Source organism: Nostoc sp. DedSLP03, assembly GCF_034530815.1.
Classification (GTDB): domain Bacteria; phylum Cyanobacteriota; class Cyanobacteriia; order Cyanobacteriales; family Nostocaceae; genus Nostoc.
Genome location: NZ_JAVRCK010000062.1, coordinates 22,049 through 39,498 on the forward strand (window position 1 = coordinate 22,049; position 17,450 = coordinate 39,498).

Consider the following 17,450-nt stretch of genomic DNA (forward strand, 5'->3'; position numbering starts at 1 on the left):
TTCATCGATTTTAACTATAACTATATATTATACAATAAACCGCTATTTCTCAGAAAAAGGGAGATATCTGCATTTAGGGGTTTAACAACCATCCTTCTTGTAAAGAAACAAATGTATTAGCTACAAACTTGCTTACCAAGATGATGAATATATTAAAATCTAAATGTAAAAAGCTAGCACAACTCAAAACTGAGCTATGCGATTAGGTAATAGATGCACTCTCGTACCACACATAACTTAATAATAGCTAGATAATAGCTAGACTCAATACTATAACTTTAATTTGGAGTACTAACCACTCTTTGAGACCAGGATATCACGGCGTTAGCCCACTGAATAATTAATTCCCAAGTTTTAGAGTGAGAGGGAAGTGAAGAAGGGAATAGGCTACAGGTTACAGGGTACAGATTTATTCTCTAGCACCTACCACCTGTCACCTTCCCCCTAATCCCAATGCCCTATTAACCAGATTGTTATGAAGGTAAAATGTCAAGTCCTTGGTCATTGGCAGTAAACTGGATCTTTGCCCCAGGACAAACATCCTTCCTTGGATGTCACAAGACCTTTTGGCAAACTCCCATTACCCCTAAGAGACATCAAGCCATAAACGCAAACAATTATTTTATTGCGTCTTGTATGTACTCGGAGTATAAAATACCAGAAAACTAGAGACGAAGCATGAAAGTCACCCAGGAAAAACTTCCCGCCAGCCAAATTGGCCTGGAAATAGAGATTACGCCGGAAATTACCAAGCAAACTTACGAACAGGTCATTAAGAACTTAGCGAGTACTGCCAATATTCCTGGGTTTCGTAAAGGCAAGGTGCCTCGGCCGATATTACTACAACGGCTGGGTACAACTCGAATCAAGGCAGCGGCCCTAGAAGAACTAATTCAAGATGGTATTGAGCAAGCAGTCAAACAAGAAGCCATCCCAGCAATCGGTCAGCCGCAATTGCGCTCCTCTTTTGAGGATTTGATTAATAATTATGAACCTGGAAAACCCCTGACAATTTCGGCTGCTGTCGATGTAGAACCAGAAGTAAATTTAGTTCAGTACACCGATTTGCAAGTCAAGGCCGAAGAAGTGAAGTTCGATCCAGAGCGAGTGGACGCTACCCTTGACAAGGAACGTCAAGAATTGGCGACATTGATTCCTGTGGAAGGGCGTGCAGCTCAAATCGGCGATATTGCCGTAGTCGATTTTAAAGGTTCATTCGCCAGAGCTGAAGGCGAGGACGAAACAACTGAACTAGAACCGATTCCCGGAGCCGAAGCAACTGATTTTCAAGTTGAGTTGCAGGAAGATAAGTTTATTCCAGGCTTTATTTCGGGAATAGTGGGGATGAATCCGGAAGAAACGAAAGAAATTGCGGCGCAGTTCCCAGATCCTTATGCTAATGAAGAATTAGCTGGAAAAGCAGCAACTTTCACCGTGACGCTCAAAGAATTAAAGGAAAAGGAGCTACCAGAAGTAAATGACGATTTAGCTCAAGAAGTCAGTGATTTTGAAACCTTAGAGGAGTTACGCGCTTCTTTGGTAGAGCAATATCAAAAAGAGGCAGACGACAAAACAAAAACCAATAAGCAGGAAGCCTTGTTAACGGAACTGCTCAAGCACGTAGAAGTTGACTTACCAGCAACCTTAATTGAGCAAGAAGTGGATGCAATGCTAACGCAAACAGCAATCCGACTGTCTCAGCAGGGATTGGATGTGAGAAAGCTGTTTACTCAAGATATTATTCCTCAATTGCGGGAGCGATCGCGTACTGAAGCAATTGAACGTATCAAACGCTCCTTATCCTTACGAGAAATCGGCAAACGCGAATCTATCGAGGTAACACCAGAAGAAATCGCAGCCAGAGTCACAGAACTTTTGGAGCAATACCAAGAGGAACAAGACGTTGATGAAGATAAACTGCGGTCAATCGTGGAAAACGAACTATTAACCGAAAAAATCATCGATTGGCTCTTAGAACACTCCTCAGTTGAACTTGTACCAGAAGGTTCATTGAGTCCCGCAGAAGAAACGGAAGACGCAGAATTATTAGACGCTGATGCACCTCAGGCAGAGGAAGAAAACAGCGAAGCTTCTACAGAAGTTACAGGAGGATAATCAAAAATCCCACAACCATGAATTCACCAGTTCTGAGTTAAAGTTCTGGTGAAATGGGTAAGCTAAGGGAGATGAGAAAGTACACAGAGAAATAACCAATGCCCCATCCCCCATGCCCATAACTTACGGATGAAGTCAAAATAATTAAAGAATTAATGAATTTTCGGCAAATAGTGACATTTGTTATCACTTGAGCTTGATACTGTGTTACACGAGAGGAAATTATATGAGGCATAATGGTTAACACGTAGCTTATAAAAATTCCATTCGTTGAAAAGGCAGCATCCGCTGCTGAAGCATTTGTCCTAAATAATCGTCAAAGAAAGCTTGTATGCTTAAATCGCAGTCGGGAAACTACCCAATCAGCAACTTAAGTCGAATAAACATTAACTCCCAGTTAAGCAGCCCTAGCAACATCGTGCCGATGGTGGTAGAACAATCTGGCATGGGAGAAAGGGCTTTCGACATCTACTCCCGCCTGCTGCGAGAGCGGATTATCTTTTTAGGAACGCCGATAGACGATGCCGTAGCCAACTCAATTGTGGCTCAGTTGTTATTCCTAGATTCCGAAGACTCAGAAAAAGACATCCAATTGTATGTTAATTCTCCTGGCGGCTCCGTCTACGCAGGGATGGCAATCTATGATACAATACAGCAAATTCGCCCTGATGTTGTTACCATCTGTTTTGGATTAGCCGCGAGCATGGGGGCATTTTTGTTGACAGCAGGAGCTGCCGGTAAGCGAATGTCTCTGCCCGACTCCCGGATTATGATTCACCAACCACTTGGTGGCGCTCAAGGTCAAGCTATTGACATTGAAATTCAAGCCAGAGAAATTCTTTACGTTAAGGCCAAGTTGAATCAGTTAATGGCTCACCATACTGGTCAACCCTTAGAAAGAATTGAAGCAGATACTGAGCGCGACTTTTTTATGTCGGCAGAAGAGGCAAAAAACTACGGTTTGATTGATCAGGTCATTTCCAGGCAAAATCTTCCCGTAGCAGGGGAAAACGTCACCATTCTGAAATAAGAGGCTGGTATGTCTAAGTACGACTCCCATTTGAAATGTTCATTTTGTGGCAAGTCTCAAGAGCAGGTGCGTAAATTAATCGCAGGGCCGGGAGTCTACATCTGCGATGAATGCGTTGACTTGTGTAATGAAATACTAGACGAGGAGTTACTCGATACTAATGGTGCGGCAGCACAACCAGCACCAAGAGCAGAGCCACCGGAAAAACGGCGCACTCACTCTGCTAGTATTTCGTTTAATCAAATACCCAAGCCAAGAGAGATTAAAAAGTATCTAGACGAACACGTTATTGGTCAAGACGAAGCCAAGAAAGTGCTGTCAGTAGCTGTTTACAATCACTACAAGCGGTTGGCAGTCATTCAATCTAAAGCTAGTGGCAAACCTGGCGCGGATGATGCTATAGAACTGCAAAAGTCCAACATCTTGTTAATCGGCCCGACTGGTTGCGGCAAAACTCTCTTAGCCCAAACTCTAGCGAAAATCCTGGATGTACCCTTTGCCGTAGCCGATGCAACGACGCTGACGGAAGCAGGATATGTGGGAGAAGATGTGGAAAATATCTTGCTGCGACTGTTGCAGGTGGCAGATTTGGATATAGAAGAAGCGCAACGGGGAATTATTTACATTGACGAAATTGACAAAATTGCTCGTAAGAGCGAGAACACGTCAATTACCCGCGATGTTTCTGGCGAAGGCGTGCAGCAAGCCTTGCTGAAAATGTTAGAGGGAACGATCGCCAATGTACCACCCCAAGGAGGGCGCAAGCATCCTTATCAAGACTGCATCCAGATTGATACAAGTAATATTTTGTTCGTCTGTGGTGGTGCTTTCGTAGGCTTAGAAAAGATTGTCGATCAGAGAGTTGGCAAAAAAGCAATCGGCTTTGTGCAGCCAGGAGAAGGCCAATCTAAAGAAAAACGGGCAGCAGACACGCTTCGCCATCTAGAACCGGATGATTTAGTAAAATTTGGCCTGATTCCAGAGTTTATTGGGCGGATGCCAATGGTAGCAGTAGTAGATCCGCTAGATGAAGAAGCGCTGATGGCGATTCTCACCCAACCACGCAGCGCCTTAGTGAAGCAGTACCAAAAACTGCTGAAGATGGATAATGTTCAGTTAGATTTTAAAGCAGATGCTTTACGAGCGATCGCTCAAGAAGCTTACCGTCGTAAAACTGGTGCGAGAGCATTACGTGGTATTGTCGAAGAATTAATGCTGGATGTCATGTATGAGTTACCATCCCGTAAGGATGTGACACGCTGTACAGTTACAAGGGAAATGGTCGAGAAGCGATCGACTGCTGAACTGATAATCCATCCATCTTCACTACCGAAGCCAGAATCAGCTTAATAGTCATTAGTCATTAGTCATTAGTCATTGGTCAAAAAATAAGGAATAATAACCATATACCAGGGACTAATGACAACTGACAAAGGACAAATGACTAATGCCTTATATTAATGTTCGTGGCGTTGAGCATTACTACGAATGGGTGAAAAAACCATCCGGTTCTTTGGTAAAACCAGTGATGGTTTTCATTCACGGTTGGGCTGGTTCGGCTAGATATTGGCAAAATACTGCTGATGCTTTATTAGAGCAATTTGATTGTTTACTCTACGATATGCGGGGATTTGGCCGTTCTGGTGGGAAGCCAACCATAGCCGAAGCAAGTGAAGCTGTTGCCGAATCGGAATCCCCCCAGGAAAAATCAGAGGCAATTGAAGAGCTAACCTATGAATTAGAGGAATACGCTGATGATTTGGCAGCTTTGTTACATGGATTGCATCTTCAGCGTATTTATATCAATGCTCATTCGATGGGCGCTTCTGTTGCCACTTTATTTTTTAACCGCTATCCCGAACGAGTAGAACGAGGAATTTTAACTTGTAGCGGCATTTTCGAGTACGACGAAAAATCTTTTAATGCTTTTCATAAATTCGGTGGCTATGTAGTAAAATTCCGTCCCAAATGGTTAAGCAAAATCCCATTTGTTGACCGGATGTTTATGGCTAGATTTTTATATAGTTCCATACCACATTCTGAGCGGCAAGCTTTTTTGGAAGATTTTCTCGAAGCAGATTACGATGCGGCTTTAGGAACAATTTTTACTTCAGTCAGTAAGGCTCAATCTGAAGTGATGCCGCAAGAGTTTGCCAAGTTAACAGTGCCGACTCTGCTTGTGGCGGGAGAGTATGACAAGATTATTCCAGCCGAGATGGGGCGTCAAGCGGCTGCATTGAATGACAAAGTGGAATTTGTGATGATTCCTAACACGGCCCATTTCCCAATGTTGGAAGATGCCCCAACTTATCTGCAACGAATACAAGAATTTTTGCAAATTAACACGCCAAAACCACAAGTGGGATAATTACTGGCGCTTTTTTAGACACTTAAGTGTACCTGTGTGATACCTTGACGCATTTTATATTGTCGCCTTAACCAAGACTTTTTAATTATTTTACGGAGTAAGGGGGCAAGTTGAATCAACAGCGATCGCACCAGTGCAATTTTTCGCAGTAGTTCGCCTTGTTTCGCTTCTTCTAACTGAAGTTGCTGGGCGCGGATAATTTCTGGCTGACGTTCTGCTTGGATGTACGATAGTGCCATGTCAATATCCTGGTGTCCAGCTTCTTTTTGCAAAAGTGGCACAAGATGATTAGCAGCGACAATCACATCACGGAATGCAAGATTAATTCCTTGGGCACGGACGGGAGACATTGGGTGTGCAGCGTCACCTAGAAGTAATACCCCTGGTGCGTGCCATTGGGGACAATAACCAACCACAACAGAGAGCCGAATCGGAGATTCGATGGTGTCTGCATGATTGCGGAAATGGTCTGCTAGCCATGAGGGCGATAGTGAGGCAAAAATCTCTGCCCAGTTGGCTTGTTTGGAGTCAGTATTTTCGGTTGCCGACATCACCCAAGCCAGGTGTAGTTTTCCTGATTCCGCTCCGTGAAAGATGGTAAATACGCGATCGCTATTTACAATAGTACGAAACACATTATCGGCTGCAAACTCAGGGCTGGCAGCAAGTTTAAACCAAAGAATATCAATATTTTTGGGCTGGCGTACCAATTCCAAGCCTATACGTTGTCGCACAAGGGAATTTCGACCATCTGCCCCAATCACTAAGTCAGCAGTACATTCTCTCCCATCGCTCAGTACTACACCTGCGACACGTTGATTACTCCACAGCAAATCTTTGACCGGAACACCTTGGATGAATTCAAAGCCATTATTGGTTTGAGCTGACGAAATCAGTGCTTTGAGCAGTGGTGGTTGTGAAACCAGTGTACAGGGTCGGGTTGCTCCCATTGGTTCATCAACTCGAAACAACTGCTTGTCCCCGATAATGAATTCCCACGCGTCGAGTCGCCGATGGGGAATATCCTCTAACAACGCCAATAGACCCATTTGCTCTAGTGCTTCTAAGCCACTGGGCATTAATCCTTCGCCGCGAAATACACGATGAAAGTCTTTTGCTGCTTCAATTAACGTTACAGCAATACCACGTTTTACAAGAAGCAGGGCAAGGGTTACACCTGTTGGGCCTGCGCCCACAATCACAATCTGCACTATCCTATCCCTCCTGTATCAGTTGCTCTCAAAGATGTTGGTAAAATTATCAAACAGAATTCAGGAGTAAGGAGCCAGAATTCAGAATTAAATTCTGTGCGACTGGCGGATGAATAAACTGCGTTTTTGCACCCCCACAAAACAAGAAAATTTGGTGGTGCAACAATTCAGTGACGGGTCTGAATCCCCCACTGATTGCATTCTGACCGGAGCTAACGGAAACGTCTCCGGCTTTGCTCCTGAATTCTGACTTCTGAATTCTTTTTCAACTTGAGATTAACTTAAACCCAGTTCTCGTTTTAGCAAGTTAATCGAGTTAGCACCGATATAATTTTCCACCTTAATCAGCTTTGGTGGACGAATAATATCTTCATCAGATGCTTGCACGGCTGCTTGCACTGCTGCAAAACTGGCTTGGTCGCTGATGATGACCTCAGCCCGTTTAACCATTGCCTGAAGTTTGTAAGCATCTTTTGGTTGCGAAGTCATTACCAGTAGTTCATCGCCCCGCAGACCGTGGAGGATGACTTCTGCGGCTCGTGCAATCCCGGAACTGAGGCTAACTATCCCAACACAGTTTTCTTTTGGTAGGGTTTTCAAGAGGCTGAGTTCTTTACTGTAGTCGTAGATATCGAGAGGAATGACCCGTGCAGCTTTTGGAGCTGCGATCGCTTCCACATTACTGATAAAATATCGACTGGTGACGACTGTCGCAGAGGTGGTTTTATCTAGCACAGCGGTTAATTCTTCCATTGCTACCAACTGCACTGGAATTTTTAGCGATCGCTCTAATTCATACACCATCAACTCACCAGCACCCATATCATAAGATGGAACTGCAACCAATACCCGCGCACTACAACGCAAGCGCCAGTCAATTTCCGCTAAAAATAGCTCTCTAGCTTGATTGAGCGTACATCCTTGGGAGAGCAACTCATCAAGTGCTTGCTGGACAACTTGATATGCATCAGGATTTTGTTTGAGAATTGGTGATTGCAGCCTACTACCGCCCTCATGACCTTGGGCGCGAACATAAATACCCGAACCAGCCATACTTTCAACAAATCCGTCTTCCTCTAGTTGACGGTAAACCTTGCTTATGGTATTACGGTGTAACCCCGTTTGCATTGCCAACGCCCTTGTGCTTGGTAATTTGTAAGCCGGGGGATATTGCCGAGAAGCGATCGCAAATCGGATTTGATTAAACAGCTGGGTTGATGCGGGAATTTCGCTGTCTGGCTGAATACGGAATTGAATCATCACCAAACCTCCTGAATACTAAGTGCTAATGAGTACTGAGTTTTGAGTATTAAGTGTTGCTTTTATACTCAACACTTTTAACTCAGCCTCCTTTTGTGACCAGCTACATTTGCTACATCTCAAATATATTTATTTACATATAAAGTTTTTCTGATACAAATTTCTAATGCACTCACTATTGGTTATTGATAATTTAATTAGAAAAAAGCTAGGCATACTGGCATAGTTATATCAAATAAACACACGGCTAATCACATAGCACTGGTAAAAATTATTATGACAGAGCAAGCAACAAGTACCACAACGATTAATCTTTTGCAAGATAATATTCAAGTGTCTGCTTATCTTGCAGAGCCAAAAGAACCTGGCTCTTACCCAGGAGTTGTGGTATTACAGGAAATTTTTGGTATCAACGCTCACATTCGGGAAGTTACAGAACGAATTGCCAAACTTGGGTATGTAGCGATCGCACCTGCACTTTTTCAACGGATTGCTCCTGGTTTTGAAACTGGATACACACCCGAAGATATTGAAACGGGCAGAAGCTACGCCATGCAAACTCAAGCATCAGAGTTATTGAGCGATATTCAACTAGCAATTGACTACCTCAAAAATCTGCCTCAAGTGAAAAAAGATGGTTTTGGCTGTATTGGCTTCTGCTTTGGCGGTCATGTCGCATATCTTGCAGCCACTTTGCCAGATATTAAAGCTACGGCTTCCTTCTACGGTGCTGGAATTACTACCCGCACACCAGGAGGTGGCGCTCTTACTGTCACTCGCACTAGAGAAATATCAGGTACTCTCTATACCTTCTTTGGCACTGAAGATGCTAGCATCCCACCTGAACAAGTAGATGAGATTGCAACAGAGTTAGAAAAATATAAAATTCCTCATCGTGTGTTTCGCTACGATGGAGCTGATCACGGATTTTTCTGCGACCATCGTGCCAGTTATAATCCTAAAGCTGCGGCCGATGCTTGGGAGCAAGTAAAACAACTCTTTGGTCAACTAAACTGAAGCATACGCAGCGAAGTTTGTCATTGGTCATTGGTCATTGGTGAATAACAAAGGACAAATGACAAATGACAAATGACAATCTAAACTTCAGTTGCAGCATATCAAATAACAACTAATCTTCAAAAGTCATGAATTCCGAATCGAAACTTTCTCAAACAGCCAATTCGCCCTTTACAATGGACGATTTTGCCAAAGCACTAGAAAAACACGACTACCAATTTCAAAAGGGACAGCTTGTAAATGGCAAGGTTTTCCAACTTGACCATGATGGAGCATACGTTGATATTGGTGGTAAGTCGTCAGCTTTTCTGCCACGCGATGAGGCTTCTTTGAGAGCAGTTACCGATTTATCGGAAGTGCTGCCATTGCAAGAGGAAATGCAATTTTTGATTATCCGAGATCAGGATGCAGAAGGGCAAGTTACCCTTTCTCGAAAGCAGTTGGAAATTCAGCATATCTGGGAACGACTGGCCGAAATGCAGGAAAATGCTCAGACTGTGCAAGTACGGGTTATGGGTGTAAATAAAGGTGGTGTCACCGTCGATATTCTTTCTTTGCGGGGATTTATCCCGCGATCGCACTTGGCAGAGCGTGATAATTTAGAAGCACTCAAAGGTCAAAATTTGACTGTAGGCTTTTTAGAAATTAATAAAAGCACCAACAAACTCATCCTTTCCCAGCGTTTAGCAACTCGTTCTAGCAACTTCAGCTTATTAGAACTAGGTCAACTGGTGGAAGGTAAAGTTACTGGCATCAAACCTTTTGGTGTATTTGTCGATTTAAATGGGATGAGCGCCTTACTTCATATCAAGCAGGTAAGCCAGAAATTTATTGATTCTTTAGAAAAAGTATTTCAAGTTGGTCAGCCAATTAAAGCTGTAATTATTGACTTGGATGAGGGCAAAGGGCGGGTTGCTCTTTCTACCAGAGTTTTGGAAAACTTCCCTGGCGAAGTGCTAGAAAATTTCGATGAGGTGATGGCTTCAGCTGAGGCGCGTGCGAATAGAGCTAATAACAAAGCTGCTGAATAGTTTTGAAGTGGGCTGCTTGCACAAAGCGTTTAAATCCTCATCTGAAACAATTTTGAATTTTGAATTTTGAATTTTGAATTGTTAATACTCCCCCTGCATCTACAAAGATGTGGGGGAATTTTAAATTAGCAAAACTTTTTCCAGACTCCTTTCTGGTAGTCAAGACAGTTGTGGATCTGAATTCCCCACTGATTGATTCTGACTCCTAAATTCTGACTTCTGAATTCTTCCATCAACCACCCAGTGCCAGGTATCGGATCTCTGAAATGTTGATCAACTCGTAGAAAACAACCTTATTACAAATATTTATAAAAGTCTAAAGTGCTTATAATATATTAAAATAAAATTCACAAGTCACGACGCGAGAAAAGAGGGACTCCTCAGCTCTATTATGTCCAAACGCCCTTCTCCTCCCTATAAATTCTTCCCTGAAAATTTTAATGGTGCTACCGGGAGGTGTCCATAATGTAAATTCTGGTGCTACCGGGAGGTGTCCGAATGGTATCTCTTCTGTGACCCAAGCTACCTCATCCCTCATAATCCAGTTTCCTTTCACCCTCCATCCTACGCGCTCACCAAATTTTTTCCAGGCTTCTTGATAATATTCACCGTCAGCCTTCCCACCACATTCGAGATAAATTTTTTTTTGAACGCTAAAGCCAAAGCGCCCCTTGCTATATTTTACCCAAAGTTGGTCAATGGTGCGTAAGTCAGTACAGGGAAAATTATTGATGGATTCGGCATTTAACCAGCCTTCTTCTTCTCTGCTAGATGCCTTGAGCATGACAGCTAAAGTTTCCTCATCCGCTTCTTTCCACTTGCCTGCTGCTAGCAAATCTCGCAATGGCGTGTAGTTTACTCCCTTTTTAGAACTGAGGTTGAGGTCATCGGCTGGAATTACTGGCTGTAGCTTTGGTTTTCGCTCTGGGCGTTTTCCAGTAATACCCCAAATTAACCGCTCCATAGCCTCTGTATCTGTCCGAAAGTCAACCCACGTATGACCCCTAAGAAAAATTAGGAGTTTAGGCTGCTGTGGTGTATTCCCAAGCAAAACGGGAATCACGAGACAACCTCTCTCTACAAATTCGTTTAAAAAAGCTCTCATCTCTGTACTTTGCCAGGGGCCAAGTCCACTGCTACCGACAAAAACTGCTGCTGATTTAATATTTTCTATTTGTTCCTCTAGTAAAGACTGCCATGCTAAACCAGGACGAAGTTCCCACTTATCTAGCCAAGGTTTAATTCCTTGTCTTATTAATTCATGAGCAATTTGTTCTACTTCAGGCTTGTCTTTGCTGTTGTGGCAAAGGAAGACATCAAACTGATTTTCGTCACTCATCTATAAGTCTCCTAACATCCACTTCTCTATATTGGCAATAATTGCCAACGCCCTATACTTACTACTTTAATTAATTTTATATTACGTAATATAGTTTGATTTATTCCTGCTTACTTACTTAAGTTATTAGTTAATACATCAGAAAAATGAATAAGGGATTTCCAATAAATAAATTATTCAATCTTGTGGAGTGGTCATCTTAACAGCTTTTGGCTATGGACGCTCATGTTGCCCACCCCACAAGAAGTAATTAAGTATTTTTTTATTTAGGAGTCCCTAAAATCGAATTTAAAAAGCAAAATGGCATTTGACTTAGAGGATATTTGAAAAGTCGTATTGTTCGGTATAAAAAGTTCTAGTTCCCCCTAAATCACCCTTATAAAGGGGGACTTTGATTCCGGTTCCCACCTTTTTAAGGGGGGTTAGGGGGGATCTAAAAGTGCCTCTGATTTAAATGATTTTAAATTTTCTGGATGACCTTTAGGGTTAGGCATTCTCTTTATCTTTATCTAATGCTTCCTGGATTGCACGACGACAAAATTCTGGAGGATCATCTTTTGTAGATAGTTCTTCCTTCATAGTTTTTGTGACACGTAAATTAAGACGCTCACTTAAAGGTTCTTCCCTCTCTGATTTAAATGGTTTTAAATTTTCTGGATGACCTTTAGGGTTAGGCATTTATGTATAAATATAAATATAAGTTGAATCACTAGTAGGCAGCAGATTAAATTGTTTTTTGGTGGTTGCTACAACTTGCCGGAAGTACAACCACCAATATCCAATATCAAAAATGGACACTACTATTTTATGTTCACGCGTTCCGAACTTGAAATCAAGACGATTAAAGAATTACGCGACTTGTGTCGTAGATACGGCATCAAACCAACTGGAAATGCAGGATACAAAACTTCGTATATCGTAACTCTGATGGCATTTCCACTTTTAGCGCTGCAACAAATGAAGCAAGGTAAAGGGTTAAAATCCCCTAACTTTAACGCTATCCAGGTCATCAGTTCTGCTATAGATGAGATGAATTCACCCACAGATGAGCAAGCAGCGCTAATTCGGATAACTTTAGAGGGCAGGAAAATGAGCTATCCTGACCGATACGACCAGGAAAACCTGCTAAATTTGCACAAGGCTAAGATGTCGCTTGAACAAGCTATTGACTTGTTGAGCCAGTAAAACTAATCCCATTATTCTATCCCCTGCATCTACAAGGATGTGGGGGATCATTTTTAAAGTATTAAAATAAATAAGGTATGACTTATTGGCATGACGATATCTTGAGCATGGGAATAAAGTATAAAAATACACTCACATCTATTTAAATATTGCTCAATGAATTATGAGCATATATCGAGCATTTTGACAACTATAAACGCTGTAACTATTCAATTTAGGTATTTATATGTTTCTGGTAACTGGTGCAACCGGAGGAATTGGCCGCAGAGTTGTGCGACTCCTACGACAACGAGAACAGTCTGTGCGGGCATTTGTCCGCCTTAATTCGCGCTACAGCGAGTTAGAACACAGGGGTGCAGAAATTTTCATTGGTGACTTGCTAGAGGAAAAAGATATCCAGAAAGCTAGTCAGGATGTGCGGTATATTATCAGCGCCCACGGTTCCGATAGCGATGCCTTATCTTTAGATTACCGCGCTAATATTGAACTCATCGACCAGGCGAAAGCCAATGGTGTAGAGCATTTTGTCTTTATTTCTGTACTGGGAGCCGATCGCGGTTATGAAGATGCTCCCGTTTTCAAAGCCAAACGAGCAGTAGAGCGATATTTAGCAGCTAGTGGCTTAAATTACACTATTTTGCGCCCAGCTGGATTAGCATCTAACTTGCTGCCACTAGTAGAACGATTTCGGGAAACGGGATTGTATCTGCTGGTTGGCGATCGCAAAAACCGTACCTCAATTGTCAGTACTGACGATTTGGCAAGGATAGTGGTGGATTCTGTGACAGTTGCAGGCGCTCGTAATCAGATTTTACCCGTTGGCGGCCCAGAGATTTTATTACGAGAAGATATTCCCCGAATTTTTGGTCGGATTTTCGCCAAAGAACCAGTAATAATTAACTCACCCCTATTTCTCGTTGATGGGTTACAGAGTGCATTGGGTTTATTTAATCCTAAAACCCAAAAAGCTTTGGGAACTTTTCGTACATTACTAGCAAATGAATTTTTCTGCACAAAAGATGAAATTGCCAATTTAGAAGCAATTTATAACTTCCAGTTGGAAACATTAGACAGTTTTTTGCGGCGCTATTTAGCAGTTTGAATAGTCATTTGTCATTAGTCATTGGTCATTAGTGAATAACCAAGCACAAATGACAAATGACAAATGACAAAGGACAAAGGACAAAAATATATGGTAAATGCTGCTCAAGCACGTCAGACAAAAGAGCGATTCGCCCAACCGGAGGAACAACTTACTTATGAGTTGGGGAAGGCAGTACAGGAATTACCACCCCTGTACACTAGATTACTAGCGGGAACGATGAGCGCCATTGTATTTGGGGCGATCGCTTGGGCGTACTTCTCACAAATCGATGAAGTCGCAACAGCACCGGGGGAATTAATTGCTTCTACACAGGTAAGACCGGTGACATCTTTGGGTGGAGGGTCAATTGTCGCTGTTAAAGTACAAGAAGGCGATCGCGTTACTAAAGGTCAAGTTCTGATTCAAAAAGATCCAGACTTGCAAGTAACCGATGTTTCCCGCCTAGCTAAATCTAGCAGGTTGATTCAAGACGATTTACAACGTTTGGATGCAGAACGCACTGGAAGCAAAACTGCTGGGACGAAACTGCAAGATGAACTTTTAAGTTCTCGTTTGCAAGACTTCCAAGCGCGTCAAGCAGCAGCAGAAGCAGAAGCAAATCGCCAAATAGCACTCATAGATCAAGCTAAAGTCCGCTTGAGCAGGTTACAAGATAACTTAGTTAATGCTAAAAGCAGCTTTGCGAATGCTAAAACCAACCTTGTGAATGCAGATAGCATCCGAATTAAAATTGAAAGTAATTTAGCCCTTGCTCAAGAAAGGGAAAAAAGCCTACGTACTCTAATTACTCCTGGCGCTGTGCCTCGTGTCGATTACCTGGATGCCCAAGAAAGATTAACTCGTGCAAAGACAGAAATCACTAGATCGCAAGATGAAGTCATCAACGCCCAGAATAGAATCACAGAGGCTCAAGATAAAGTCACATCATTAGAAAAAGATATTGCTGCTCAAGTCCAAGAAATTCGCCAAGCAGAACAAGCTTACAACGCTGCACGCAGTCAAGCCCAGCGTGTAGCATCAGAACGCCAAAGCGAAATTTTGACGCAGTATAATAAGCGTAAAGAAGAACTGACAACTGTACAAGGTCAATTAGAGCAGGCGAGGAAGCAACAAGCTTTAGAAACGATTGAAGCTCCCGTAGCCGGTACAATTTATAAAGTCAAAGCCACCAAGGGGCCAGTACAATCGGGTGAAGAATTGCTGTCAATTTTGCCGGAAGGCGAAGAAATGCTTCTAGAAGTAAAAGTTCTCAACCGTGATATTGGGTTTATTCGTCAAGGAATGAAGGCAAAAGTGAAAATGGCGACTTTTCCCTTCCAGGAATTTGGCATTGTGGATGGCGAAGTTATGCAAGTCAGTCCAAATGCAATTGCTGATAAAGAATTGGGTTTAGTTTTTCCGACGAGAATTAAGCTAAATAAACACTCAGTAAACGTCCGGGGTCAAGAAGTAGAATTTACACCAGGGATGGCTGCTACAGGTGAAATTGTTACTCGTAAAAAGTCAATTTTGACCTTTATTACTGAACCTGTGACGCGGCGATTCAGCGAGGCATTTTCTGTTAGGTAGGAAGTCTGTTAGATTAACCACAAGTAAGGGTTTAGCATTGTTCATTGGTGTCAACTTAAGCTCAAACTCCTTTTCAAACCTCGTTTCCAGCCTCTGGCTGGAAATGCAACTCAAAAGCGGCTCTGCCGCAAGTCTTGAGGCGGAGCCTCAACGACGAACATCCCCAGTCAGAGACTGGGAACGAGACAATTTACTAATGACGAGCAGGTTAATTCTCTTAACCGAGAAGTATTGAACTCAACTGCAAATCGCTATAATTTTCAAGCTATCCCAAAAATTTTTTATACCGATCTATTTGTTTTTGCATTCCCTCTAGTAGTTTGACAAAATCTGGATTATTATCATTCTGATTGTTATTCACATTGATGCTACCCAAAATCTTCTGCTAGCTTTGAAATTGCGACCATAATTCTGGATTTGTTGATATGTTATTACCTTCGGCTGATATCAGATATTTTGTGGTTTCTGTAATTGCTTGACCAATTACAGGGTTAAAATCAGAATTATTCCAACTAGGGATCGTTTCTGATGTTAGATATCTTGTGGATTCTGTAATTCCCTGACCGATTACAGGGTTAAAATCAAAATTATTCCAACTAGCGATCGTTTCTGGTGTTAGATATCTCGTGGATTCTGTAATTCCCTGACCGATTAGAGAACCAAAATTGGAATTATTATAACTAGAGCTTGTAGTTTGTGTGTTATTTCCTGCGGTTTCTGCAATTACCTGACTCGCTAGAGAACTGACATGAGAAATTTTAAAACTAGAGCTTGTAGTTTGTGTGTTATTTCCTGCGGTTTCTGCAATTACCTGACTCGCTAGAGAACTGACATGAGAAATGTTAAAACTAGAGCTTGTAGTTTGCGTACTATTTTCTGCGGTTTCTGTGACAATCTGACGTACTTGGGCATCAGTCAGGTTAGGGTTAGCACTAAGCATCAGGGCAACGATACCAGCAACGTGGGGAGCTGCCATAGATGTGCCGCTATAAGTTGCATATTGATTATTCGGAACTGATGAATAAATATTGACTCCGGGAGCTGTGACGTAAGCGATTTGATTTGTTCCAGAGCGGTTAGAGAAGTCGGCCAAATTATTATTCTTATCTACTGCCCCAACGGCAATTCCTGACTTGGAGGCATAGCGGGCGGGATATTCTGGTGATGAGCCACCATCATTACCTGCTGCCATGACGACAATCACTCCTTTACTGCTGGCATAGTTAATGGCTGACTCTAGAGTGCGATTAGAAGATCCGCCTCCTAAACTAAGGTTAATTACATTAGCTCCATTATCTACAGCGTAGCGAATACCTTTAGATATGGAACTATAGGAACCAGAGCCAGAGCTATCTAAAGCTTTGACAGGCATAATCTTGGCATCGTAGGCAATACCAGTGACACCATAGTTATTATTTTCTCCTGCGATCGTGCCGGAAACATGAGTACCATGACCGTTGTCATCTAGGGTGTTGTTGTTTTGATCGGCAAAGTTCCAGCCGTAAGTATCATCAACATAGCCATTGCCATCATCATCTATACCATTACCCGCAATTTCCTTGCTATTTGTCCAGATATTATTTTTTAAATCTTCGTGGTTGTAGTCAACTCCAGTATCTACAACAGCGACAACAATGCCTTTGCCTGTATATGCACGTGCCCAAACTTCCGGTGCTTTAACTAGGTCTGCTCCCCAATTATTGCCACCGAGATCGGGAACATCAGCAAAGGTATTTTGACCAATAGCTCTAGCCACTGCTGCTGCTCCATTAATCAAGCCATAGCCATTAGTGGAGTTATAATTTTGAGTGCTAAAAGCATTATTACTATTTTTAGATTCATCGTTATTTAGCAACTGCATATCAGCATCGGCTGAGTTATAGCTACTACGTCTGCTGAAGTTGAGGCTGTAATTATCTTTTGTATGAAAGCTATCTAATGAAGAAATTGAAGTGGTATTTAGCTGTTTTTTTGACAATATATTGTTATTAGCATCATCAATGTGCATAAGTTTTTCTCAAAGATAGCAACCGTTTTTTGACAGCTTGAAGCATTGAAACCTTGACAATCAAAAGATTTCAATGGGTGAATCAAACTTCATTCTCAATAATTACTATGAAATTTAATAACAAAATGCTAATTTTATTACCAAAAAACCTTCTGATAATTACGGTTTTTATTAAGAGTAACTTTATCGAGTAAATCTTAAATATTTGAGAT

Annotated in this window: 14 protein-coding genes; 9 read left to right on the plus strand and 5 right to left on the minus strand. The window is 42.1% G+C overall.

The features are described from left to right. Positions 1 to 678: 678 nt before the first annotated feature. The 4 genes from tig (at position 679) to RM368_RS25450 (ending at position 5,513) form a co-directional block, all read left to right on the plus strand. Positions 679 to 2,115, plus strand: coding sequence for a trigger factor (gene tig / locus RM368_RS25435; RefSeq protein WP_322696608.1), 1,437 nt, complete (start codon positions 679 to 681; stop codon positions 2,113 to 2,115). A 331-nt stretch (positions 2,116 to 2,446) separates the two neighbouring features. Then, the gene (clpP, locus tag RM368_RS25440) at positions 2,447 to 3,145 is read left to right on the plus strand and encodes an ATP-dependent Clp endopeptidase proteolytic subunit ClpP (RefSeq protein WP_322677436.1); all 699 of its coding nucleotides are present in this window, start codon (positions 2,447 to 2,449) and stop codon (positions 3,143 to 3,145) included. Positions 3,146 to 3,154: 9 nt separating this feature from the next. Further along, positions 3,155 to 4,495 (plus strand): ATP-dependent protease ATP-binding subunit ClpX, encoded by a 1,341-nt coding sequence (gene clpX, locus RM368_RS25445; protein ID WP_292775233.1) that lies wholly within the window; start codon positions 3,155 to 3,157, stop codon positions 4,493 to 4,495. A 97-nt stretch (positions 4,496 to 4,592) separates the two neighbouring features. Then, positions 4,593 to 5,513 carry an alpha/beta hydrolase gene (locus tag RM368_RS25450; protein WP_322696609.1) on the plus strand — a complete coding sequence of 307 codons (921 nt, stop codon included), beginning with the start codon at positions 4,593 to 4,595 and terminating at the stop codon, positions 5,511 to 5,513. Positions 5,514 to 5,527: 14 nt separating this feature from the next. Here the strand turns inward: RM368_RS25450 and RM368_RS25455 are convergent, their stop codons facing one another. Beyond that, on the minus strand, positions 5,528 to 6,727 hold the full coding sequence (locus tag RM368_RS25455; protein ID WP_322696628.1) for an FAD-dependent monooxygenase: 1,200 nt from the start codon (positions 6,725 to 6,727) through the stop codon (positions 5,528 to 5,530). A gap of 273 nt (positions 6,728 to 7,000) precedes the next feature. Beyond that, on the minus strand, positions 7,001 to 7,984 hold the full coding sequence (locus RM368_RS25460; RefSeq protein ID WP_322677438.1) for a GntR family transcriptional regulator: 984 nt from the start codon (positions 7,982 to 7,984) through the stop codon (positions 7,001 to 7,003). Between the two features lie 276 nt (positions 7,985 to 8,260). On the opposite strand from RM368_RS25460, the gene RM368_RS25465 reads away from it, so the two are divergent. Both RM368_RS25465 and RM368_RS25470 read left to right on the plus strand, forming a co-directional pair. Beyond that, positions 8,261 to 9,001 carry a dienelactone hydrolase family protein gene (locus tag RM368_RS25465; protein ID WP_322696610.1) on the plus strand — a complete coding sequence of 247 codons (741 nt, stop codon included), beginning with the start codon at positions 8,261 to 8,263 and terminating at the stop codon, positions 8,999 to 9,001. A gap of 128 nt (positions 9,002 to 9,129) precedes the next feature. After that, the gene (locus RM368_RS25470) at positions 9,130 to 10,032 is read left to right on the plus strand and encodes a S1 RNA-binding domain-containing protein (RefSeq protein WP_322696611.1); all 903 of its coding nucleotides are present in this window, start codon (positions 9,130 to 9,132) and stop codon (positions 10,030 to 10,032) included. Between the two features lie 325 nt (positions 10,033 to 10,357). On the opposite strand, the gene RM368_RS25475 is transcribed toward RM368_RS25470, so the two are convergent. After that, complete coding sequence (locus RM368_RS25475) at positions 10,358 to 11,371, minus strand: GUN4 domain-containing protein (RefSeq protein WP_322696612.1); 1,014 nt, start codon at positions 11,369 to 11,371, stop codon at positions 10,358 to 10,360. Between the two features lie 486 nt (positions 11,372 to 11,857). Beyond that, positions 11,858 to 12,049 (minus strand): hypothetical protein, encoded by a 192-nt coding sequence (locus RM368_RS25480; RefSeq protein WP_322696613.1) that lies wholly within the window; start codon positions 12,047 to 12,049, stop codon positions 11,858 to 11,860. A gap of 129 nt (positions 12,050 to 12,178) precedes the next feature. Between RM368_RS25480 and RM368_RS25485 the strand changes: the two genes are divergently transcribed. The 3 genes from RM368_RS25485 (at position 12,179) to RM368_RS25495 (ending at position 15,230) form a co-directional block, all read left to right on the plus strand. Further along, a complete protein-coding gene (locus tag RM368_RS25485; protein WP_322696614.1) occupies positions 12,179 to 12,556 on the plus strand; it encodes a hypothetical protein in 378 nt (125 codons plus the stop codon). A 226-nt stretch (positions 12,557 to 12,782) separates the two neighbouring features. After that, positions 12,783 to 13,658, plus strand: coding sequence for an SDR family oxidoreductase (locus tag RM368_RS25490; protein WP_322696615.1), 876 nt, complete (start codon positions 12,783 to 12,785; stop codon positions 13,656 to 13,658). Between the two features lie 63 nt (positions 13,659 to 13,721). Continuing rightward, positions 13,722 to 15,230: an HlyD family efflux transporter periplasmic adaptor subunit gene (locus RM368_RS25495; RefSeq protein ID WP_322696616.1), complete on the plus strand. Its 1,509-nt coding sequence runs from the start codon at positions 13,722 to 13,724 to the stop codon at positions 15,228 to 15,230. A 385-nt stretch (positions 15,231 to 15,615) separates the two neighbouring features. Here the strand turns inward: RM368_RS25495 and RM368_RS25500 are convergent, their stop codons facing one another. Further along, positions 15,616 to 17,238: a S8 family peptidase gene (locus RM368_RS25500; protein ID WP_322696617.1), complete on the minus strand. Its 1,623-nt coding sequence runs from the start codon at positions 17,236 to 17,238 to the stop codon at positions 15,616 to 15,618. Between the last annotated feature and the right edge of the window lie 212 nt (positions 17,239 to 17,450).